17 protein-coding genes are annotated in these 22,585 nt (G+C 60.9%); 4 read left to right on the top strand and 13 right to left on the bottom strand.

The window, feature by feature from the left end; genetic code table 11:
- Window positions 1-108 precede the first annotated feature (108 nt).
- On the top strand, window positions 109-591 hold the full coding sequence (locus tag OSJ75_RS19655; RefSeq protein ID WP_267229203.1) for a class I SAM-dependent methyltransferase: 483 nt from the start codon (window positions 109-111) through the stop codon (window positions 589-591).
- Between the two features lie 23 nt (window positions 592-614).
- On the opposite strand, the gene OSJ75_RS19650 is transcribed toward OSJ75_RS19655, so the two are convergent.
- The gene (locus OSJ75_RS19650) at window positions 615-2,315 is read right to left on the bottom strand and encodes an adenylate/guanylate cyclase domain-containing protein (protein WP_267229202.1); all 1,701 of its coding nucleotides are present in this window, start codon (window positions 2,313-2,315) and stop codon (window positions 615-617) included.
- 150 nt (window positions 2,316-2,465) lie between these two features.
- Between OSJ75_RS19650 and OSJ75_RS19645 the strand changes: the two genes are divergently transcribed.
- Window positions 2,466-3,566: a glycosyltransferase family 4 protein gene (locus OSJ75_RS19645; protein ID WP_267229201.1), complete on the top strand. Its 1,101-nt coding sequence runs from the start codon at window positions 2,466-2,468 to the stop codon at window positions 3,564-3,566.
- Window positions 3,556-4,326 carry a polysaccharide deacetylase family protein gene (locus tag OSJ75_RS19640; protein WP_267229200.1) on the top strand — a complete coding sequence of 257 codons (771 nt, stop codon included), beginning with the start codon at window positions 3,556-3,558 and terminating at the stop codon, window positions 4,324-4,326. The genes OSJ75_RS19645 and OSJ75_RS19640 overlap by 11 nt, the downstream gene beginning before the upstream one ends.
- Here OSJ75_RS19640 and OSJ75_RS19635 read toward each other — a convergent pair.
- On the bottom strand, window positions 4,308-5,138 hold the full coding sequence (locus OSJ75_RS19635) for an MBL fold metallo-hydrolase (RefSeq protein WP_267229199.1): 831 nt from the start codon (window positions 5,136-5,138) through the stop codon (window positions 4,308-4,310). The genes OSJ75_RS19640 and OSJ75_RS19635 overlap by 19 nt on opposite strands.
- Before the next feature lie 194 nt (window positions 5,139-5,332).
- Here OSJ75_RS19635 and OSJ75_RS19630 point away from each other — a divergent pair, with 194 nt between their 5' ends.
- Window positions 5,333-7,012, top strand: a complete 1,680-nt coding sequence (locus OSJ75_RS19630; RefSeq protein WP_267229198.1) for a metallophosphoesterase family protein — start codon at window positions 5,333-5,335, stop codon at window positions 7,010-7,012.
- 12 nt (window positions 7,013-7,024) lie between these two features.
- On the opposite strand, the gene OSJ75_RS19625 is transcribed toward OSJ75_RS19630, so the two are convergent.
- The 11 genes from OSJ75_RS19625 to OSJ75_RS19575 form a co-directional block, all read right to left on the bottom strand.
- A complete protein-coding gene (locus tag OSJ75_RS19625) occupies window positions 7,025-7,486 on the bottom strand; it encodes a cyclic nucleotide-binding domain-containing protein (RefSeq protein WP_250018398.1) in 462 nt (153 codons plus the stop codon).
- A gap of 29 nt (window positions 7,487-7,515) precedes the next feature.
- Window positions 7,516-10,230, bottom strand: a complete 2,715-nt coding sequence (locus OSJ75_RS19620; protein WP_267229197.1) for an ABC transporter transmembrane domain-containing protein — start codon at window positions 10,228-10,230, stop codon at window positions 7,516-7,518.
- Between the two features lie 245 nt (window positions 10,231-10,475).
- Window positions 10,476-11,612 carry a glycosyltransferase family protein gene (locus OSJ75_RS19615; protein ID WP_267229196.1) on the bottom strand — a complete coding sequence of 379 codons (1,137 nt, stop codon included), beginning with the start codon at window positions 11,610-11,612 and terminating at the stop codon, window positions 10,476-10,478.
- Window positions 11,597-12,841, bottom strand: a complete 1,245-nt coding sequence (locus OSJ75_RS19610) for a glycosyltransferase (RefSeq protein ID WP_267229195.1) — start codon at window positions 12,839-12,841, stop codon at window positions 11,597-11,599. The genes OSJ75_RS19615 and OSJ75_RS19610 overlap by 16 nt, the downstream gene beginning before the upstream one ends.
- A 10-nt stretch (window positions 12,842-12,851) precedes the next feature.
- On the bottom strand, window positions 12,852-14,063 hold the full coding sequence (locus OSJ75_RS19605) for a glycosyltransferase family protein (RefSeq protein ID WP_267229194.1): 1,212 nt from the start codon (window positions 14,061-14,063) through the stop codon (window positions 12,852-12,854).
- Window positions 14,064-14,140: 77 nt separating this feature from the next.
- Window positions 14,141-15,316: an ABC transporter permease gene (locus OSJ75_RS19600; protein ID WP_267229193.1), complete on the bottom strand. Its 1,176-nt coding sequence runs from the start codon at window positions 15,314-15,316 to the stop codon at window positions 14,141-14,143.
- A complete protein-coding gene (locus tag OSJ75_RS19595; protein WP_250018406.1) occupies window positions 15,313-16,311 on the bottom strand; it encodes an ABC transporter permease in 999 nt (332 codons plus the stop codon). Before OSJ75_RS19595 ends, OSJ75_RS19600 begins: the two co-directional genes overlap by 4 nt.
- Complete coding sequence (locus tag OSJ75_RS19590; protein WP_267229192.1) at window positions 16,312-18,222, bottom strand: ABC transporter substrate-binding protein; 1,911 nt, start codon at window positions 18,220-18,222, stop codon at window positions 16,312-16,314.
- On the bottom strand, window positions 18,216-20,111 hold the full coding sequence (locus OSJ75_RS19585; protein WP_250018408.1) for an ABC transporter ATP-binding protein: 1,896 nt from the start codon (window positions 20,109-20,111) through the stop codon (window positions 18,216-18,218). Before OSJ75_RS19585 ends, OSJ75_RS19590 begins: the two co-directional genes overlap by 7 nt.
- Before the next feature lie 120 nt (window positions 20,112-20,231).
- The gene (locus tag OSJ75_RS19580; RefSeq protein WP_267229191.1) at window positions 20,232-21,173 is read right to left on the bottom strand and encodes a polysaccharide lyase; all 942 of its coding nucleotides are present in this window, start codon (window positions 21,171-21,173) and stop codon (window positions 20,232-20,234) included.
- A 17-nt stretch (window positions 21,174-21,190) separates the two neighbouring features.
- Window positions 21,191-22,534: an adenylate/guanylate cyclase domain-containing protein gene (locus tag OSJ75_RS19575; RefSeq protein WP_250018410.1), complete on the bottom strand. Its 1,344-nt coding sequence runs from the start codon at window positions 22,532-22,534 to the stop codon at window positions 21,191-21,193.
- Window positions 22,535-22,585: the final 51 nt, after the last annotated feature.

Genomic DNA, 22,585 nt, shown 5'->3' with positions numbered 1-22,585 from the left:
TTCATGCTGTCCGGCGCATGAATTCGGTGCGCTGCGGTGCTTTTGCGTTCCAATCGGCCCCGTTTTGCTCCAATACGGTGCTGTATGGATGAAGTGGAAGCCCGACCAATGAGTCGTCTGGACAGTTTTATTCGCCGCATGACGGCGCAGCGCGATGTTCTCAATCATATTTCCGGTAAAGTTCGAAAGATCGATGGTCCCATCATCGAATTGGGGCTTGGAAACGGACGGACATTCGACCATCTGCGCGAACTGTTCCCGGATCGGCGGATCATAGCTTTCGACCGGGCCGTTGCGTCCCATAAGAGCTCGACGCCGGACGCGGAAAATCTCGTCATTGGCGAAATCTGCGAAAGCGGCGCCCGGTTCCACGGCATCGATGCCGCGCTCGTTCATGCCGACATAGGCACCGGCTACGACGCGAAGGATGCCGTTACCCTGACATGGCTGCCCGGGCTTGCTGCCCATATGCTTGCGCCCGGCGGTATCGTCGCGAGCGGCCTGCCGCTGGTTCATCCGTGGCTCGAGCAACTGCCGCTGCCATCCAGCGTGAAGGCCGGCCGATATTTTCTGTACCGGCGGACATCCTAGTCAAAAATCAGGCTAGTCAAAAATCAGGCGAAACGCCCGACCGTCTCCTGCGGCACGACATAGGCGCGCAGCGGCTCGGCACGGCCACGGACATTGATCTCGCGGCTTTCGAGATCGGTCATGTCGCTGGCCGCCAGCCTGACCGTGGGCTCGGAGACGACCAGCGTCACGTCCAGCTCCTTTGCCACGGCCTCCAGCCGGCTCGCGACATTGACCGTATCGCCGATCGCCGTCAGGTTCTTGACGTTGCCATGGCCCATCGTGCCGACGATCGCGGTTCCCGTGTGAATGCCGATGGCGACCCGCAAGGGCACGCCGAGATCGGGAGCCAGTTCCTTGCTGAGCTGCTCGATCTGCCGCGCGATGAGAGCAGATGCGCGCAGAGCGCTGCGGCAGGCGGCATCCATGGTGCCGCGAAGCCCGAAGAGCGCCATGGCGCCGTCGCCGATGAACTTGTCTACCCGACCGCCCGACTGTTCGACTGCGTGGCCGACGATGGCGAAATAGCGATTGAGCAGGAACACGATGTCGAACGGCAATTGCGCCTCGGTGAGCGCGGTGAAATTGCGGATATCGCAGAACAGCACGACGATTTCCTGCTCCCGCCCCGGATTGGCCTCCTGCGTGCCCGGGGGCAGATTGGCTTCGAGGGCAGGGGCAAGCAGCGGAACAATGCTGATATCGCTCTGTGGCCTGAGCTGGCAGGCAAGGCGGACGTCGGCGTCGGCGTTGATGCGGCGAAGTGTATTGCGTTCCGTCGCATCCGGTGCGGGCAGGTCCTCCGCGCCTTCGATGACCAGCACGCGGCAGGTGGAGCAGCGTCCCTTGCCGCCGCAGACCGCATAATGGGGGATGCCGCCAAGGCGGCTTGCCTCAAGGACACTGAAGCCGCGGGGAACCCGTACCGTCTGGCCTTCGGGATAGCGAATGGCGATTTGGTCGGCACGCTCCCGCCATCGGCGATAGGATCGTAGAGCCACCACGCCGATCAGCATCGAGCCGAAACCACCATAAAGGGCATATCTGACGTGATCGACCGTTTGCTGCGCCGCGAGATCTTGGGCCAGACGGTGCTTGGCGGCGCCATAGCCGCTGCCAAAGCTGGATTGCACAGGTTCGCTTGCCAGCACGCGGCCGGCATCGGCGAAACCCAGCAAGGCGAGGACCGGCGCGAGGATGGCAATCGTCAGCAGGAAGGGCGCGGCCGCGGCGTACCACTGGCGATAGCGCAACCAGAAATGGACGCCGATGCAGCCATGGATCCATACGATGACGAGCGTGATCGCCTGTTTCACGCCATTGGCGGGAGATTCGATCCACAGGCTGCGGATGACGAACTCGTAATTGTCGTTGAGGCCGGCAATCTCGTGCCGGAGGCGGGTCCCGGCCACATGCTCGATCAACAGCAGCGGAATCAGAAGCCCCAGCACTATCTGCACGGCCTCGCGCGGCGGCATGACCAAGGTGCGGCGGGCATAGATCGCCCGCATTACCAGCACGACATGGACGAGGGCGGCGCCATAGAGCAACAGCGTGCCGAGAGGGTTGCGCCAGATCAGAAGAAACCAGTCGCGACCGTGTTCGGCGGCTTTCAGGGAAACGAGGTTCAGCGCGTGGTTGGAGAGGTGCAAGGCCACGAAAACGAGCATGATCAGGCCCGTGATCAACCGCATGCGGCGTAGGGAGCGTTCCGAAAAGAGCGGTCGGGTTTTGCTGTCGGTCATATAAGCCAAAGAATTTCGTCGGGTCAGCTTAGTCGAGGGTCGATGATTTGGCGAGGCGAAGTTGTTACAGGTTGGGCTCGGCGAGCGGCTTGTGAACAAAAGCGCGTTACCCCATTGTGCATCGACTCTCCCTGCGTCACAGAGACGGACATGCGCATTGCCTTTTACGCCCCGCTGAAATCTCCGAACCACCCGGTTCCCTCCGGTGACCGGCAGATGGCGCGACTGTTGATGAAGGCGCTGCGCAGCGCTGGTCATCATGTCGAGCTCGTATCGGAGCTGCGCAGCTTCTCCGCCACGCCGGACGCCGATATGCGGCGCGATATTGCCGCCAGGGCCGACGCCGAAAGGTCACGCCTTGCGGCCGGCTGGCGTCAGGGGGACATGCCGGACGTCTGGTTTACCTATCACCCGTATTACAAGGCCCCGGACCTGATCGGTCCGCCGCTCGCGGAGGCGCTCGGCATCGCCTATGTAACGGCCGAGGCCTCATACTCCGAAAGGCGCAATGATGGTGGCTGGCGTGAGCTTCAGGCCCCGGTGAGGCAGGCGGTAGGCCTTGCCGCGCTCAATTTGTGCTTCACGGCACGCGACCTGCGCGGGCTGGCGGAAGCGGTACCCGGGGCAAGGACGGCCCGGCTGCTTCCCTTCATCGATATTGCTCCGTTTTCAGATGCCGGAGGGATCGGTGACCCGCGCCGGCTGGTCACCGTGGCCATGATGCGTTCCGGCGACAAGCTGGAAAGCTATGCGCGGCTGGCGAGCGCGCTCCAGTTGATCGAAAACCGCCCGTGGCGGCTGTCGGTCATCGGCGACGGTCCGCAGCGGGCGGCGGTCGAGGCGATGTTCGCTCGATTCGAGCCCGGCAGGATCGAATGGCGCGGCGAGTTGGGACAGGAAGATCTGATCGGCGCGCTCGCCGGCAGCGGGCTCTATGTCTGGCCGGGCGTCGGAGAGGCCTATGGCATAGCCTATCTCGAAGCGCAGGCGGCGGGGCTTCCAGTCATCGCCCAGTCTGTCGCCGGCGTGCCGGAGGTCGTTGTCGACGGCCGGACCGGCCGTCTGACGGCGGATGGCGATACGGCCGCCTATGCGGCGGCGATTGCGGCCCTCCTGGACGATCCCGCCGAACATGCGGCCATGAGCAAGACGGCGCGCCATTTCGTGGCGACGGAACGCTCGCTTGAAGTGGCTGCAAAACGATTGGACCAACTGCTGCAATCCCTGATAGGCGATAAGAATGATGGATGACGATATCTGGCTGCCGCTGCGCCATGAGCTGGAGCGTTGGAAGAAGGCGAAGCTCCGGCCCCTTTTCTGGCTGCGGGATGACGATGCCGTCGAGCCGACGCCGGCGCTGGATCGATTGCTGGCGCTGACAAGGGCCCATGCGGTGCCGGTCGCTCTCGCGGTCATCCCCGCAGGCGCCGGCAAGGCGCTCGCGGCGAGGCTGGAAGAGGCGCCGAATGCGACTGCAGTGGTTCATGGCTGGTCGCATGCCAACCATGCGGCAGCGGGCGAGAAGAAGCAGGAGCTCGGTGCCCATCGGCCGGTGGACGAAGTCACCCGGGAACTGCGGCAGGGTGTTGCGCGCTGCGCCGAGCTTTTCCCGGGCAATTTCGCGCCGGTTCTGGTGCCGCCATGGAACAGGATCGACGGAAATCTGATCCGCTGTCTCCCCGGGCTGGGGTTCAAGGCGCTGTCCGTGTTCGGGGCTGCCAATGCCGCGGACGGGGAAATTCTGCCGCATATCAATACGCATGTGGATTTGATGGATTGGCACGGCACGCGCTGCGGCCGTCCTCACGGCGAATTGGTCGCGGCCATCGTCGAGCAGATGCAGCTGCGCTACGAGGCGGGGGGCGGGGCGATCGGCATCCTCACGCACCATCTCGTCCATGATGAAGGCGCCTGGACATTCCTGGAGCGTCTGTTCGCCATCACCGCGAATGACGAGGGCAATGACTGGGCCTCGATCAGGGACCTGATGGTTCAGAGATCGATGACCTGAAAGTCGCGCGCGGCGAAGGCGCCGCTGAAACGTTCCTGCGACCGCTTTTCGAATTCGTCCAGCGATTTGTCGGTTCTTGACGGCGCGTGGTGGAAAAGGGCGAAGCCGCCGATATTGGCGGCGGCGGCAAGCTGGACGCCGTGCTGCCAGGTGGAATGGCCGTAGCCGAAGCGGCGCGGCATCTCATCTTCCGTATAGGTGCAATCGTAGACGACGAGCTGTGCGCCCTCGATCAGCTTCATCACCACGGGATCGAGCTTGCCTTTTTCGTGCTCGGTATCGAAGATGAGCGCCAGAACCTTTCCCGCCCATTCGATCCTGTAGCCGACGCAGCCGCCGGGATGATTGAGCCGATCGGTGATGATACGGACGCCGGGATAGGGCTCCAGCACATCCAGCGGGCGGAAATCGCTGAAATTCAGGCAAGCCTTGCAGATGTCGGGTTCCACCGGGAACCAAGGCGGCCGCATGAACTGCCGCACCATCTCCGCGGTGCTCATGATGCCCGCCATATGGCCGGACCACAGCCGGACACTCATTTTCGGGTCATAAAGCGGCGTGAAGTAGGGCAGGCCGATAATATGGTCGTAATGGCAATGGGTATAGAAAATGTCGATGCTCTCGACGCCCTCGCGCGTCAATGCCTCGCCGGCCTGCCGAATGCCCGATCCGGTGTCGAATATGAGGCGATGTTTGCCGCACTGTACCTCGATACAGACAGTATTGCCGCCATATTTATGGAATTCCGGCCCCGATACGGCAACGCTGCCTCGTGTGCCCCAGAATTTTACCCGAAATAAGTCCTCGTCCATTACACTCTTTGCACCCGGTCCCCATTTTTCGACCATCGTAATCAAACGGCATCCGATATGCGAGGCTTGGATTTCGTTTTATTTGTCGGCAACGCATCAAAAATTCGCGTTACTTCCTATTTAAGCGATAGTAGTTCGATTTTTAAGCTTTATGACAAATGGTCAGTCACTCGAAAATTTGAGCACCGGATTGAATGACGAAACCCCCGTTTCCGCCAATTGCCGTCATAGCAGATGCACATTACCACGATCTGCATGGTGATTATGATTTCGAGGGTATCAGGACAGGCAAACGCCGCCTGACTGCGCGGCGCCTGACGGATACGATGCGCTCCACGCGCGTGTTCAACGAGAGTTTTCATGCACTGCGTGCAACGCTGGACGACATCGCGTCACGTGGGGTGAGGCATGTGGTCCTGCTCGGCGACTATTCGGATGACGGGCAGAGGGCGACGCTCGCGGGTCTGCAGCGCCTGCTGGAGACCTATTCGCGTGATCATGGGCTGATATTCTACGCCGTCCCCGGCAATCACGATATTTTCGGCCCGGCTGGACGGCATCATGGCAAGCGTTTCCTCGGGCCTGACGGCAACTATGCCTTTGTGGCGAGCACCGGTGATTTCATCGATGACGAGGCTCATGACTATATCGTCACGGACAAGATGTTCTGCCCTGGCTACCCTGAGGGATTGGAACTGCTCGCGAATATCGGTTTCTTCAAGCGCGACACCGATCTCCATTGGGAATGTCCCTTCGGCCTGGACGATAGTCCTGCCGCAAGGCGCTACACGGCACGGTCGCCCGACGGGACCAACAGCTACGGGCTGGTCGATGGTTCCTATCTGGTCGAGCCGGTGCCGGATCTCTGGCTGTTGATGCTCGACGCCAATATATTCGAGCCGCGCGACGGAGCCCATGACGACCTGAGACGTGCATTCGACGACAGTTCCGATGCAGGCTGGAACGCCGCACTGACGCAAAAACCGTTCCTTTTCGACTGGATCGGCGATGTCACCAGACGGGCGAGAGAGCTCGGCAAACGTGTGCTGGCATTCTCGCACTACCCGATGATCGACATGCTGGACGGCACCGGTGCGGATGAAATGGCGCTGCTGGGAGAAACGGGATCGGTCCGGCGCACGCCGCGGCGCGAGGTTGCCGAGGCGGCTATGACTTCCGGCCTCGGCGTTCATTTCAGCGGCCATCTGCACGTCAACGATACGGCAGCGATCAGCCGTGGCTCCGGCTTTCTCGTCAATATCGGCATGCCTTCGATCGCTGCATTTCCCGCTGCCTACAAGATCATCGATCTCGGCGGAGGCGACCTCTCCATCCGGACCGTCGCCCTTGACCATCTGCCGCTGGATGCCGACCTGCAGGCGATCTACCGGAAGGAGATCGCCGTGACGAGGAGGCAGACCGGCCACCTGCTCGAAGCCTCCGATTATGGCGAGTTCCTGTCGGCGCACATCGCCCAGACCGTCACGCACCGTTATCTGAAACGGGAGTGGCCGGCGGAATTGGCCCGGATCGTAAAGGAATGGAACGTCATTGATCTGTTCGAGCTGGCGGGCCATACGCCACCGCGCAGCATCGCACCGGAGCTTCTGTCCCTGCCGGTCCTCGAAATGATCGGCGATTGGTACCGCTTGCGGATGGGAAGCGAAATCGCGCTGGACTGGATTGCTGCCGACCGCCTGGACGTCTACCGCGCCCTGATCGATTGTTTCGCGGATTTGGCCGAACCCGAAGGCGTGCAGCTGCAATTCTCGATCGTCATGCGGATGATGCAGGCCTATCTTGCCGGGCAGCCCTCGCGCAACTTCCGCATCGACCTGACGAGCGGCAATATCGTTCCGCTTGGGGATGATTGAGGCCGGAAGCGTCTATCTCGCCTGCTTCTGCTTGCTGCGGGCCTCGCTCAGCTCGGTCGTCGTCTGGCTGAGGCGGTCGGCCAGCACCCGCATGATCTCGATCGTCATTTCAGGATAATCGCTGAGCAGCTTGAGAAAATGATCCTTGTTGATGCGCAAGGCCTCGAGCGGCGTATTGGCGCGCACGGTGGCCGTGCGCGAAACATCGCAGAGAATGGCGATCTCGCCGACGATGGAATCATGTTCGATCTCGGCGACTTTAATCTCGCCGCTGGGCGAATCCGCCAGGATGTCGGCAGCGCCGGTCAGGATGACATAGGCAGCGTCCGCCGGATCACCCTGGCGGAACAGCGTCTGCCCGGCCTTGTAGCTCACCCGTTCGGAAGTGAAAGCCAGCAGCTTGAGCTTGGCCGGTGCAACCCCCGAAAACAATGGCACCCGCCGCAACATTTCCACTTCGTCTTTAAGCAACATCGATCCCTACGCCCTTCAGGTCACTGGAACTACGACGCCAGTTGTTTGAATGCCCCATCCTTTTGCAGGAGAGTATCATATGTTCCGTCCTCGACCAGAGCCCCATTTTCAAAGACGATGACGCGATCGAACGACTCTGCCAGTTCGGCATTCGACAGGACCCAGATCACGGTCAGCGAATATCCTTCCGTGCTCAGATACTCCAGGATGTTGCGCGTGATGCGGTCCTGTATGCGCTGGTCGAGCGCCGGCAGCGGCCGGTTGAAGATCAGATAGTCCGACTTCTTCAGCAAGGCCCGGGCCACATTGAGCTTCTGCCGCTGCACATTGGTGAGCCGTTTCCCGCCCGAGCCGACATCGAAGTCGAGGCCGATCGAAAGCACGCTGTCGAACAGGTTCAGCTTGTCGAAGATGTCGCGCAGGATCAGGCGGATGCGCTCCGGACCGTCGGCCTGGCTGTAGCCGATCCTGCCAAACAGCACATTGTCGATCAGGCTTGCCGAAGCGATGAACCTGTTCGGGTCATAACGCTCGATCACATCCTTCAGATCGTCGGGCATGCCGTCATGGAAGCGGCCGCGCGCATCCACGATCTTGGCCATGAGTTCGTCGTTCAGCAGGCCGAAACGATGCCTGGGCTCGATATAGGAGAAGCTCAACCGGATGATGTTCGAACGCTCTTCCGCCGAAGCAGCCTCGATGCCGCGGCCCTGCAACTTCTGCAGCATGAGCTGATAGGCGGGAATGTCGTCTGCGGTCATGAAGGTCAATTGCTGGAAGAACGGGTGATCCGGCGGCAGGTCCTGGAAGAGTTCCACCGCGTTCGCCGCGATTTCGAGACCCATCATGTAAAGGTCGATATATAGATCGTTTTCGCGCAGCACCGAGCGGAAATAGGGATGGGCCGCAAGCTTGCGGTTCGTCATGAACGGGCGCTTCATGGAGCCGAACAGCAGGTTTTCGCCGATCGTCGCCTGCGGATTATAGTCCTTGAGGCGGAAGGGGACGACGAGATCGTCCAGGTCCTCCTTCTTCAACCGCTTGCGCAAGGCCTGCCGCAGCTCGACGATGCGATCGACGATATCCGCATGGGTGTCGGTATTGACGTTGGACCGCAGCGCCATGTCCTGGATGTCCTGCGAGATGAGGACCGCGTCGAGCACCGGGCGCACCGCCTTGAATATCTCGGCGGGGCCGCTGACGCCGGCCGAACCATAATCGACCCAGTCGCTGTTCAGGTCGAATTCCGGGTTGCCCGCCCGGCGCGCCTCATTGATGTTCCATTTCTGCAGCGCGGCCTGCTTGCCCTCATATTGAACCTGCGTCAGCGGCGCATGCTTGAGGCCGTATAGAAGGTTGTCCCGCAGGGTGCCGTGGAAGAAATACGTGTCGGAAGAGGCATAGGCGATGCGCCGCCCGGTTACGGATTCCGGCAGTTCGAGCAGGTCCCTGCCGTCGATGGTGATGCGCCCCTGGTCGGGCCAGACAAGTCGCGCCAGCGCCTCGGCAATGGCTTCGGCGCCGCTGCCGCTGGTTCCGACGATGGCTACGGTTTCGCCGGGATGAATCTCGAGGTTGACGTGGCGCAGCAGTGGCGCCCCCGTATCGTCGGAGATGGTCAGATTGGTGGCATGGAGCGAATGTTCGAGCCGGCCGACGCTGGCCGGGACCACCGCCTGTATCTTCGGATCGACGAGCTGGTCCACGTTGAACTGTTCGACGACCTGCGCATATTTGACCTGAACGTCCTGCCTCGCCTGATCCCAGTCGATGAGTTCCTTCAGCGGACCCGGCAGGTCCTTGTAGGCGTTGATGACCGCTACAAGCTGGCCGATATCGAGACGGCCCTGGAGCGCGAGCAAGCCGCCGATCGAGTAGAACAGGAACGGCGTGACCTGCGCCAGGAAATTATTGATGAACTTGACCAGGAATTTCCACTGGTAGAGGTCATAGCGGATCGAGAAGATCAGCCCGAGCCGGGCCGCGATGTCGGCGCGTTCGTAGTTGGACGTATCGTTGCTGTGGATGGTGCCGATGCCGTCGACGATCTCTCCGACGCGGCCCGAAAGCTCACGCGCCGTCAGCTGGCGCTGGCGGCCGAGTTCGAGCAGCCGCCGGCGCATTCGGGGGATGACGACGCCCTGGATGGCGACGATGGCCGCGGCTATCATGCCGAGCCAGAAGTTCTGCATGATGATGAAGATCAGCGCCGTCAGCGCCTGCCCGCCGAGAAGCGCCGGCTGCACGAAGGCGTCGCCGGTAAAGCCGCCCATCGGCTCGACCTCGTCCTTGATCATGGTGGCGATTTCAGCCGACTTCACCCGCTTGAATTGTGACGGCGGAAAGCGCAGCACGCGGTCGATCAGCTCAAAGCGGATACGGCGCAGCATCCGCTCGCCGAGGCGGCCCTTATAGGTGTTGATATAGAGCTTGAAGAGACCATTGATGACGACGAGCAGCAGGAAGACCAGGCTGAGCGCCATCAGCATCTGGAACCGATTGAGCTGTAGCCCTTCGAAGAACACGACATCGCCGATGAAAGGCAGGTCGTACTGCAATCGCATGAATGTCTGGGTGGCGCCCGGGTTCTCGAAGCCGACGCCCTGAATGGGCCCGTTGACGATCTGCTTGGGCAGATCGAATGAAAGGAAGTACGGCACCATCGAAATGGCCACCACCACCAGAATCCATATCTGCTGCAGCCGCGTATTAGACCAGATATAGCGCGTTAGGCTTTTTTCCATGAACAACCGTGAACTGTAAAATATCAGCAGAATTACGAAAGTATGCGGGCTGTGCGCGGCGATGCACGTCGGGTTGAATCAATGAGAGATTACAACATCACATTCACGCGCGCCACATGCGTTCCGTCTGCCTTGGATCAAGATGGAGGTTGGGGCGGAGCCTCGTTCATGGCAAAGCAGAATCGAAGCCCGGCTACCCTTATACTCCTCGAACCAGCGAGAGAAACCCGCTTCTTGCAAGCTGATTATAAAAGTTGCTGCAGGATTTGCGCGGTCTGGCTGGCGCCATCGAGTTTCAGTGGGTGCAAGGGAGGAGGCGGACCGTTCAGCATGGTGCCGACAGCAGCAGCCAGTACCTCGCTGTTCAAGCCATCTTCCGGGATCGCCGTTGCGAGGCCGAGGGTTTCGAGACGGGTGGCGCGCACGCTCTGTTCGGTTTCCCCGCCGGCTGTGAACGGCACCAGGATGGACCGGCAGCCAGCCTGGAGAATATCGCAGACCGTGTTGTATCCCGCCTGGGATATCGACAGTTCGGCGTTGCGCAACAATGATGGAAAATCCCGGCGAAAGCGCGTGACCGACACATTCGCCGGGGCATCCGCCGACAGATTGCTGAATTCGTTCTCAGGCAGGTTGGGGCCGGTAATCAGACACCAGGACCGCGACGAGGTTCGGGCGACCCCGTAGGCGGCGCGCAGCAGATCATAGCCGACGGCACCACCGCCGGCCGACACCACAATGTCGAAACGGTCGTCGACTGGTGGCGGAGGGGGCGCGGCGACCAGTCCCGTATAGACGATCTTGTCGGCGATCTGGCTGGCGAGGGGAAATGTCTCCGGCAGGGTGACGAAATCCGGGTCGCCATGGACAAGGATGCGGTCGAAATGGGCTTTGACGAGCGCGACAGTCTCCTCGTCGCGTCCGGGTTTCGTGCGCTCCTGCAGGATGTCGCGAACCGATGTCAGCAATAGCGGCCGCGGCCTGCTCGCAGCGATCGCGTCGAGCAGGGGCAGCAGTTCGAACCTCATCTGGCGCCGGCCGAAGGGAAACGCTTCGACGATGACGATATCGGGCTTTTCCCGGCGGAATGTTTCGAGAAGCTGGTTGCGCCGCCGGTCGAGATAATCCTGGCTCGCGATCTCGCCCTTTTCGTCGGCAAGTCCGGAAAAGCCTGCGCTGGCGGCGAGGAGCGGCGGCAGCGCCTCGGACCTTACGCGGCCGCTGGGAAATCCCGGCACGGCGGAACCACCCGTGACGACGAGGACATCGAATTCCGCTTCCGCCAGGGCATCGGCGATACGGCTGGCACGGGCAATGTGGCCAATGCCGAGAAGATGCTGCACGTAGAAGAGAACGCGCGGGGTCTTCATCGGCGCTGCCATTCATCCTCGAACAGTCCTGCCAGTTGGCGGATGCTCGAATTGTGATCGAAATGCTCCCGGACGCGCCGCTCCGCCGCAAGGCCGAGCCTGTGCCGCAATTGCGGATTGCGGATCGCCGTTTCAAGCTCTCGCGCCAGGCTGTGCGGATCGTCCGGCGGGACCAGGATGCCGTTCTCGCCGTCGGTGATCAGTTCAGGGATGCCGGATATCGCCGTGGAAACGCAGACGAGGTTCTGGCTCGAAGCCTCGACGAGAACATTGGGCAGCCCGTCCCGGTCGCCATCCTGCGCGATCCGACAGGCTAGGGCAAAGACATCCGCGCGGCGATAGTGATCGAGGACATCCTCCTGTGCCAGCGCTCCCTTCCAGATTATGCGGTCGTTTATGGCGAGATTGTCGGCCAGGGCGCGCAGGCGGGGCAGTTCGTCGCCGCCACCGATATGCACGAAACGCCAGGCGAGCTCGGGCGGCAGAAGCCCGAGCGCCTGCAGCAGGATATCGTAGCCCTTCTTGGTTACCGCCCGCCCGACGCTGAGAATTTCCACCGGAGCGTCAGGATCGGTGCCGTCGCGGTCGGACCTTGCCTCGGCAAAATGCCCGAAGCGGGCAAGATCGAGCCCGTGATAGCTCAAATGGACCTGGCGCTTGCGATCGGTCAGGCTGCGCATGTGGTCGAAGCCCGACCTTGTGCAGGTGACGCTCCACCGCGCCTCCGCCAGCTTCTCGTTCAATTCCCAATCCGCCGAGGTCCAGATATCCTTGGCATGGGCCGAACAGGTCCACGGCACGCCCGTCAGCAGGCTCGTATAGGCGGCCACGGAGGCCGGCGTATGGATGAAATGCGCATGCAGCCATTCGCCCGCATTCGGCCATTCACGCGCCAGAACCATGGCCTGGCCGAGCCGGCGGAAACGATTGCGGCTGAAATCGCGCATCAAATCCCGCCAGAAGCGGCGCAGGACCGCGCCGAGCCGTGGCGAACGCATGCCGGCAACAAGGCCCTTGAACACGCGCAGGGGTTCCTCATGCAGATATTCGGGCAGGTAGACAACCGGCGCCTTGATCTCGTCATGGATCGGATGGCGCTTCTTGTCGGTCGGCCTCCGCATCGATATCAGCGTGAGATCGAAGCCGGCCTTTTCGAGGCCGAGCAGTTCCTGCGCGATGAAGGTTTCGGAAAGGCGCGGATAGCCTTTCAATATCACCAGTATTTTGCGGCGTATCGGCAAGTGCAGTCTCTTATTCGGCGACAGCGGGAAGCGCCTCCTCGGCGCGTTCGTCCAACCATCCGCCAACGATTTCGGAGATGTGGACCAATCCCTCGAGACGCAGGCCGTTCTCCACACGACGCGAGGGCGGCGTGCGCTCGGGCAGACGCTTCAACGCCTGCGCGAGCCGTAAAGGGTCCTCGGCATCTTCCGGTAGAAGCATATCCACCAGGCCGAGTTCCGATGCGCGCTTTGCGCGGATGAGTTGCTCCTCGCGCGGGGCGAGGCGGGGGACGATCAGCGCCGGCTTGTCGAAGGAAAGAATCTCGCAATAGGTGTTGTAGCCACCCATCGCAACGACGGCTTTTGCCCCGGCGATGAGTTCTTCCATGCGATTATCGAACTCGATCACCTGAATATAGGGGATTTTGCTGCCCTTTTTGACCAGTTTTGCGCGCTGTTTCGCTGGCATATACGGCCCGAGCACGATGAAAGCCTTGTGCTGCAGGTCCGGATCCTGCTGGTAGGCGTGGATGACATTGTGCACCAGGTCCGCGCCGTCGCCGCCGCCGCCGGTCGTGACAAGGATATAGTCGCCTTTCGGCACATGTTCCGAGGCAGCCTCGTGCGACACGCTGCGCTGCAGGAAACCAACAAAGGTCATCTTGTCGCGAACCTGCTTCGGCACGTCGAGCTTGACCAGCGGATCGTAGAAATCCGGCGGGCCGTAGACCCAGACATCGTCGTAGAGCTGGTCGATCTTGTGCATGACGTCATTCTGTTTCCACTCGGCATCCAGCAGATGCGGCGCGTCCATGACTTCACGCAGGCCCAGCACCAGTTTCGTGCCGCGCGATTTCAGATAATGCAGCGTTTCCTCCACCTCGCCCTTCAGGCCCATCGGCTCCTTATCAACGATAAAGATATCCGGCTGGAAGGTTTCGGCGGTGTGGCGGATGATCGACTGGCGCATCTTCAGCGTCTCGTGCAGATCGATGTGACGCGCCATGGAGGTGTATTCGCCGTTGCGGAGCTTGATCACGCTCGGGACTTTGACGAAGTCCACCCTCGCGCGATAATCGAAGGCGCCGGCAATGGTTGCGCCCGAAATGATCAGGATGTTCAATCCCCGGTAATCTTCGACCAGGGAATGGGCGATCGTCCGGCATCGGCGCAAATGGCCGAGCCCGAACGTATCGTGACTATACATGAGGATCCGCGCATCATCGTAACGCCGCATCATGGCCGAAACCTTCTTTGGTGCGGGATGATCCGCATGTGTGAACCGGTCGGTTTGTGTGAAAGCAACCTGTGTGCCTTTTATCTGTATGGATCGGCTGCGTCGCGCAAGCCGTCTCCCAAGAAATTGAACGCGAGAATCACCAGGATGACCGGGATCATAGGGAAGAGCAGCCACGGATAGAAGGCAATTACACTCACGCTGCGTGCCTCCGTCAACAATATGCCCCAGCTTGTGATAGGCGGTCTTAGTCCCAGGCCGAGAAAACTCAAGGCCGTTTCCCCCAGAATCATGCCGGGGATCGAGATCGTCGCGGTGGCGATAAGGTGCGACATGAAGCCCGGAACGAGGTGCCGGCCGATGATGCGGCTGCTCTTTGCCCCCATGAGCTGCGCCGCGAGTACATAGTCCTCCTCGCGCAATGCAAGGAGCTTCGAGCGCACAGAGCGCGCAAGCCCCGTCCAGTCCAGCATGCCGAGAATGATGGTGATGCCGAAATAGATCAGGATCGGGCTCCAGGTGACGGGCATGATGGCGGCAAGCGCCATCCAGAGCGGCAGACTAGGCAAGGATTGCAGCACTTCGATGACGCGTTGGACGAGAAGGTCGAATACGCCGCCATGATAGCCGGCAAGGCCGCCGATGACGATGCCGAGAACGAAGCTTATCGTTATGCCGATCAGGCCGATCGTGAGCGAGATGCGCGCGCCATAGATTATGCGCGAAAGCACGTCCCGGCCGAGGCGGTCGGTGCCAAGCAGGAACATCTCGCCATTCTCGGCGGGGCAGACGAAATGGATGTTGCCTTTGACCAGCCCCCAGAACCTGTAATCGTCGCCGCGGCAGAAAAAGCGCAGCGGCTGCACGTCGCGTCTGTTCTCCGGGTAAAGCCGCCGCATCTTCTCCTTGTCCACGCTGAATGTCCGGCCATAGACGAACGGGCCGACAAAGCGGCCATTGTCGAAGAAATGAACGCGCTGGGGCGGGGAGTGGATGAAATCGGTGTTGCGGGTGTGCAGATTATACGGCGCCAGAAACTCGGCGATGACGATCATGCCATAAAGCAGGGCGAGGAATATGCCCGAGGCAAGGGCAAGCCGGTGCCGCTTGAATTTCCACCACATCAGCCGCAATTGCGACGCCTTGTGGACCTTCACCTGCGCCTCGGTCATGGCCTCGATCGACATCGGATCGAAGGGCGCGCTCGACACGTAATGCGGTAGCGGTGCGCCTGGAGGAGGAAGCTGGGCCGTCACTTGGTGCTCCTGCCGGCAAGCCGGATGCGCGGGTCGAGGAATGCGAGGGCGATATCGGAGACGAGCACGCCGATGACCGTAAGGAAGGCAAGGAACATCAGGAAGGAACCGGCGAGATACATGTCCTGGCTCTGCAGGGCCTTGATCAGCATTGGTCCCGTGGTCTCGAGCGAGAGCACGATGGCGGTGATCTCGGCGCCGGAGATGATCGCCGGCAGGATCGATCCTATATCCGAGACGAAGAAATTCAACGCCATGCGTAGCGGATATTTGACCAGCGTGCGGAAAGGATGGAGCCCCTTTGCCCGCGCCGTCATCACATATTGCTTCTGCAGTTCGTCCAGAAGATTGGCGCGGAGCCTGCGGATCATGCCTGCTGTGCCGGCTGTGCCGACAATGATGACCGGTATCCACAGGTGCGACAGGATCGAACGGGCCTTCTCCCAGCTCATGGGCTCGTTCAGATATTTCTGGTCCATCAAATGCCCGATCGAGGTGCCGAACCAGATATTGGCGAAATACATGAGGATCAGCGCCAGCATGAAATTCGGGATTGCTATGCCGATTAGCCCCAGGAATGAGAGGCCGTAATCGCCCCAGCTATATTGATGCGTGGCAGAATACATGCCGATCGGAAATGCAATGAGCCAGGTGAAGAGGATCGTCACGAAGGACACGAGGATGGTGAGCCACATGCGGTCGCCGATCACGTCTCTCACCGGCAGCTGATATTCGAACGAATAGCCGAAATCGCCCTGCAGCATACCGCCCAGCCAGTTGAAATATCGCAGGACCGGCGGCTGGTCGAAGCCGTACTGGTGGCGCAGTTCCTCGATCTCCTGCAGATTGACGGTCTCGCCCTGCGCCCTGAGTTCGGCTATCTGGCTTTCGAAGAAATTGCCGGGCGGCAATTCGATGATCACGAAGACCAGCGCCGAGATGATGAGCAGCGTCGGTATCATCGCGGCGATGCGCCAGAGTATGTATCGCAGCATCTACGCCTGTCCTTCGCTGAACCAGAATGTATCGGGCATGTAGACGCCGAGATAGCAGGTGGGATTGAACCCGTAGAGGCCGCGGCTGGGCACATTCTGCAGCCTTGAAGAGCGCAGGATCGGCTGTTCCGTGCCGTTCACTATGCCGATGGAGAGAACCTCCTGGGTATAGAGGGAGAGCATCTTGTGCCAGATGGCGGTGCGGTCCTTCAATTCGGCGGATTTCTGCCATTGATCGAGCAGTTTGGCGAGTTCCACGGCCGTCGGCATGTCCGGCGCGGTGCCCTGTTCGCCGTGAGACAGGTGATGCATGCCCCAGAGCGGCCATTGCATCTGGTCGTCCATGGTCGGCGCCAGCTGGCCCGGGTTCATGTCGGCCGTCGCGACGCCATTGTCGAGGCCGTACCAGATGGACATCATGATGCGCCCGCCCATTGCCCGGCTGCGGAAGATTTCGCGCTGCGACGTCCGGACGAAAAGCGCGATGCCGATCCGCCGCCAATGATCGGTCACGAGCTCGAGGACATCGGTGTCGACGCTGCTTTCCCCAGGGGTTTCGATGGTTATTTCCGCCGGACGGCCATCGGGAAGCAGGCGGATATCGTCGCCGTTGCGTTTGTCGAGGCCGGCTTGATCCAGCAGCCGGTTGGCCTCCTCCGGATCATGGGCGATCCAGGCATTGGCATATTCGGGCCTGAACAACGGGCTCTCGGGCAAGACGGTATCGGCGCTCGGCGTCGCCAGGCCGAAGAAGACCGCCATGTTGATTTCGTGGCGGTCGATCGCCAGGGAAAGGGCCCGCCGCACCCGGACATCGTGAAACAGGCGGCGCCAGACCTCGTCCTGGCAATTGAGGTTTGGAAATATGGCGACTCTCGACCCGCGCGTCGACTTCCAGAGATCCACCTTCACCGGATAGCGTTTCTCGGCATCTTTCAGGAATGTGTAGTCGCTGAAATCGATCCCGGTCGCCTGCAGTTCGCTTTCGCCGGCGCCCGTCTTGGCCGCTATGATGGCGGAGGAACTGACATTCAGGATGAACCGGTCGATATAGGGCAGCTGCCGCCCATTCTCGTCGACGCGGTGGAAAAAGGGATTGCGTTCGAAGACGAATTGCTCGGCCGGCGGCTTCGTCGTATTGCGCCATGGATAGAGGGTCGGCAGTTCCGGGTTTTCGGGGCGGTATTCGCGCGCCATCTTGATGTGCAGATCGGCCCATTTCTTGACCCGGTTTTCCTGCATAAGGGCCGCAAGCCGGAAGGAATCCTGGTATTTCTCGTGGAATTTCTTCAGATAGGCCGAAGGTCCGACAAGGATGAGCGGCTGCGGGGCGGCGATGCTCGGCAGGAAATTCGGATTGGGCGCGTCCCAGGAATAGCGGATGGTGAGTGCGTCGAGGACCTCGAAACGCGGAAGCTTGCCATCGACGCGAAGATCGAGCGAACCGCCGCCGGGCGTCAGGTCCTTGTTGAGAATGACGTCCTCCCACCAATAGCGGAAATCGTCGGCGGTGAGAGGCGATCCGTCGGACCATCTGTGTCCGTCACGAAGCGTGAAGGTGAAGACGGTGTCCCGGTCCGCCTCGAACGCTTCAAGGATATCGGGCTGAAAGTTCAGCTTCTCATCATAGCCCACGAGCCGCGCATAACCGTAAATGGTCATGAAGCGGATATCCTTGGCGCTGCCGATAATGGTGCGCACGGTGCCGCCATAGCGGCCCGGGATCCGGCCCATTTCCTTGAGGCCGACGATCCGCGGACGTTTCGGTATGCGCTGGACGAGAGGCGGGATGCTTCTCGCCTTCAATTGGGGTTCGAGAAATTCCGGCTCCAGCTCACGGTCGGCGCAATTGGCGGCACCGGGCAGGAGCGAGCAGCCGATTCCGGCAAGCACGGTGCGGCGGGTTACCATGAGCGCAGCTCCCGGGCATCGACATTGCGCCGGGCAAGAACGAGATGGCCGCCTCCGAGGTCGGCGGCGGCAAGCGCCCCGGCCTCGTTGCCATCGTCCGAGAATTGCGGCCCCCAGGCATTCTGATCCATCGCCTCGCCGGTGCGCAAGGCATTGAAATCGAGTGGCCGGTCGAGGTCCGGGAAGGGCACGGCTGCCAGCAACGCCCGCGTATATGGATGTACCGGGCGGCGAAGGATGATCTCCCGGGGTGCGATCTCGACGATCTTTCCGGCGCACATGACGGCGATCCGGTCCGCCATGTAATCGACGACCGCGAGATTGTGCGAGATGAAGAGGTAGGTCAGGCCCAGTTCCTTCTGCAAATCCTTCAGGAGATTGAGAATCTGCGCCTGTACCGACACGTCGAGGGCCGAGACGGGCTCGTCGCAGATCAGAAGCTTCGGCCCAAGGGCGAGCGCCCTCGCGATACCTATCCGCTGGCGTTGCCCGCCGGAGAAACTATGCGGATAGCGGTTCAGATAGCGCTGGTCCAGGCCGATGGCCTCGATCAGTCCCTTCACCTTTTCCGCGCGATAGGCCTTGTCGCCGCGGTCGTGGATTTCGAGCGGTTCGCTCAGAATATTCTTCACGGTCATGCGCGGAGACAGGGAAGAAACCGGGTCCTGGAACACCATCTGGATGCGGGACCGCAATTCCATGAGCGTGTCGCCCTGCGCCGCGAGCACGTCGATCTTGCCTCGGCCATCGTCAAAGGTGACGGAGCCGCTGTCCGGGGTAACGCCGCGCATCAATATCTTGCTGACGGTGGTCTTCCCACTGCCGCTTTCGCCGACGAGGCCGAGGCATTCGCCGCGCATGATATCGAAGCTGACGCCATCGACCGCCTTCACTCCGTGGCCGCCTTCCGTGCCGAACAGGCCCGATTTTCGTGTCTTGTAGGTCTTGACGAGATCGCGGACGCTAAGGAGTACATCCGGAGCATCGACCGCGTCGCGGGCCTTTTTCGCCCAGAGCGTGCCGGAATTGACCTTCACCTCGCGCAATGCCTTCAGGCGTTCGCCCGGCTTCATGTCGAAATGCGGCACGGCGGCCATCAAGCCCTTGAGATAGGGGTGCTGCGGGCGGCGGAAGATGGATTCTACTGGACCCGCCTCCATTATCTCGCCGTGATAGATGACCACGACTTCATCGGCCATGTTTGCCACCACGCCGAGGTCGTGGGTGATCAGCAACATTGCCATGTTGAGCTTGCGTTGCAGGTCTTTCAGCAAGTCGAGTATCTGCGCCTGGATGGTGACATCGAGCGCGGTGGTGGGCTCGTCGGCGATGAGGAGCGCCGGGCGGCAGATCAGCGCCATGGCGATCATGGCGCGCTGGCGCATGCCGCCCGAAAGCTCGAATGGATACATGTCGTAGGTTCGGGAGGGATTGGCGAACCCGACGAGGCCCAGCATCTTCTCGGTCTGGGCGCGCTGCTCGTCCCGGCTGGCCGCCGTGTGGATGGCGAGGACTTCGCTGATCTGGTTGCCCACGGTGTGCAGCGGGGACAAGGACGTCATCGGCTCCTGGAATATTTTCGCCATGCGGCTGCCGCGCAGTGCGCGCAGTTCCTTGCCGTCGCGCTTCAGCTTGAGGATATCGGTGGATTTTCCCGTCAGCGGATCGGTGAATATGATCTGGCCGGAAACCCTGGCCGTATCGGGCAATATGCCCATCACCGACTGGCTGATGACGGACTTGCCCGAGCCGGATTCACCGACCAGCGCCGTGACCTTGCCGGGAAGAACGCGCAAGTTGGCGCCCTTCACCACCTGCAATCGCCCGCCGAGCATTGAGAACGAGATTCCGAGATTCTCGATGCGTAAAAGATCCGATCCCGACGTCATGCCAGCGATGTATTCCCCAAAGAGCCATTTTTATTTATGCAAAGGAGGTTAGCTCAGGGGCAAACGCGAGTCCAGTTGACCCGGCGTTCTTTACAATATGTCACAAAACTACTGCAAATTTTATGGATTGGGGCAGACGCTGGCATCGAGAACGTCGCTGCAATGGGGCGAACGGCGGAAATTATCGTAATAAAGCGACCATTCCCGGTTATCGGCCGCGCGATAGGGCCCGAACTTGAAATACTGGTTCTTGCCGAGGCCTTCATCATTGTGCCCGATATGGCCCTTCACGCTGACGATCCACTTGTTGTTGGCAAAAATCTCGATCTGGCCGGAACCATCGGGACCGGGTTTCGTATAGATGGCGAAGTCGATCCAGCCTGAATCCGGCGCCGGCAATTTGTTTCCCCGGTCGGTGACGGAGATCGCGTCGGTGCAGCTCTTGAAGACGGTGCCGTCCTCCGGCGTCCAATTGCCATCCGTCGCCACGAGCGCGCGCATCTGGTTGGTTTCCGGACGGAACCAGACCGGCGTCCGGGCATGGCCGCAATCTTCGACGACGGAAGAGCTGCCTTTTCCGTTGGAAGGTTCAACGTAGTTGGTTTCGACCGTGGCGAACAACTTTCCCTTGTTCAGCCTGAGCGCCAGGAAGGGGCTGAAATCTCCGACGGCGCCCGGGCCGATCTCGCGCTTCCACTGGGCGATAAGATAGCGATGGTCGCCATTCGGAATGGGATCGGCGAACTTGACGGCAAATCCGTACCAGACGCCTTCATTATAGGGCACGCGCTTCTGCGTTTTTTCCCAGATCTCCGCACGCTCGCTGCAGCCCTTGCGCGGCTTGGGACAAAACGGCTTGACGGTGAGCTTCAAGGCACCGCTGCCGGTCAGCTTGACCTCCGACTGGAACTCCATCGTGCCGGCGCGTTGTTCAAAATTCTTGCGGTAGTAGAGGCCGCCTTCAGGCGCGAAGTCGGTGCCGTCGAAACCATCGCGCAATATCTCGCTGGTCGGTTCGGATGCCGCACCTGTCACCCCGAGGCTGGTCGCAAGGAAAGCCATAGCGCATAGTTTCCATATCATTGCATGAATTTCTCAAGGAGCGGCCGCTGGACTTGCGTCTTCGCGTCGCGATGGAGAAGCATGACCTGCTCTGCTTCCGAGAGCCCGTCATAGGCAACTTCGTCCAGCGCCTCCTCGATGGCGATTTCCCTCGTTGCCTGCTTCGGCAGGAGAACCGTTACCTTCTGGCCGACGCCCCGCAATTTTTCCTCGCCCAAAGTCACCCAGTCACCGCCACAATAGGATGCGAAGGCCTGGCTGGCCACAACTTCCCGCGAATATTTCTTGGTCAGGTTCTGCAGGCGCTGAACTTCGTTCACGGCGGAACCGAAGGCAGAGAAGGTCAGGCGATCCTTGAGGCCGACATTGCCGAACATGACGTTGCCGACATGCAGGCCGACGCCGTAGCGTATGTCGCTGAGGCCTTCCTTGCGGCGTTCCTTGTTCAATTCCGCCACCCGGGCCTGGGCCTTGAAAACGGCCGAGAGCGCAGCCTGGCAGGCGATCTGCGAGGGATCCTTGTGCCTTCCACAGGGATATACGGCGAGAAAGCCGTCGCCCATGAAACTCAGGATTTCGCCGCCGCCCCGGTTGAAGGGCGCTGCGATCGCGTCGAAGAAGTGGTTGAGCGTATCGATATAGGCCTGCCGGCCTTCCTTCTCCGCCAGCATGGTCGATTGACGCATGTCACCCATGACCAGCGCCGCGCGGATCGTCTCGCCGTCACCGCGCCGGATCTGGCCATTGAGGACGCGCTTGCCGGCATTGCCGCCGAGATAGGTGGTGAGCATGTTGTCGGCGAGCTTGCCGAGGACGGCCATCTTGGCGGCTACCGCCAACTGGTTCTGCAGGCGCAACAGCGCGGCCACCATGCCTTCGCTGAAGCCATGCTTGTTGTCCGTCGACCAGGAGCCCATCATCCCCTGCGTCGATTCCCCGCCGAAAGGCTGGACGAAAGCGAGATAATCGGTAACGCCCAGTTCCTTCAGTTCCTCGAAGATCGGGAATTCCACCGGCCCATCGGCATCGATACGGCGGCGGACATGTTCAAGATTGTTGCTCAGCAGATAGAAATAGGGGCTGAGAAGAAAACGCTCCGGCTTCTTTTCATTGCCGTGCCGATAGCCTTCCACGGTCATGCCGCTGGCCCGGTGCCATGTGAAGCCGAGGGCGTCGTAAAGCGGATGCAGCATGGAGAAGGTGAGGTGTACGCGCACCAGCGGCAGCCCTGCTGCGGCGATCCGCTCGCAAAAGCCGCGGATGATGGTTTCCAGATTGTCGCCGGCGAGTGAAGATTGCGTCAGCCAATCGGCGACCTTGTCGAGGAGTATTGTGGATACATCAGACTGGTTCGTGCTCATCCGTCGTCCCTGCAAAATTGAGCCACGTCCGTTGCCACGGCACGCCTATTG

Origin of the sequence: Phyllobacterium sp. 0TCS1.6A, assembly GCF_026420825.1 — a bacterium.
Taxonomy (GTDB): Bacteria; Pseudomonadota; Alphaproteobacteria; order Rhizobiales; family Rhizobiaceae; genus Phyllobacterium.
The sequence above is the reverse complement of the archived record's forward strand: the minus strand, read 5'-3'. Positions and strand labels throughout refer to the sequence as shown.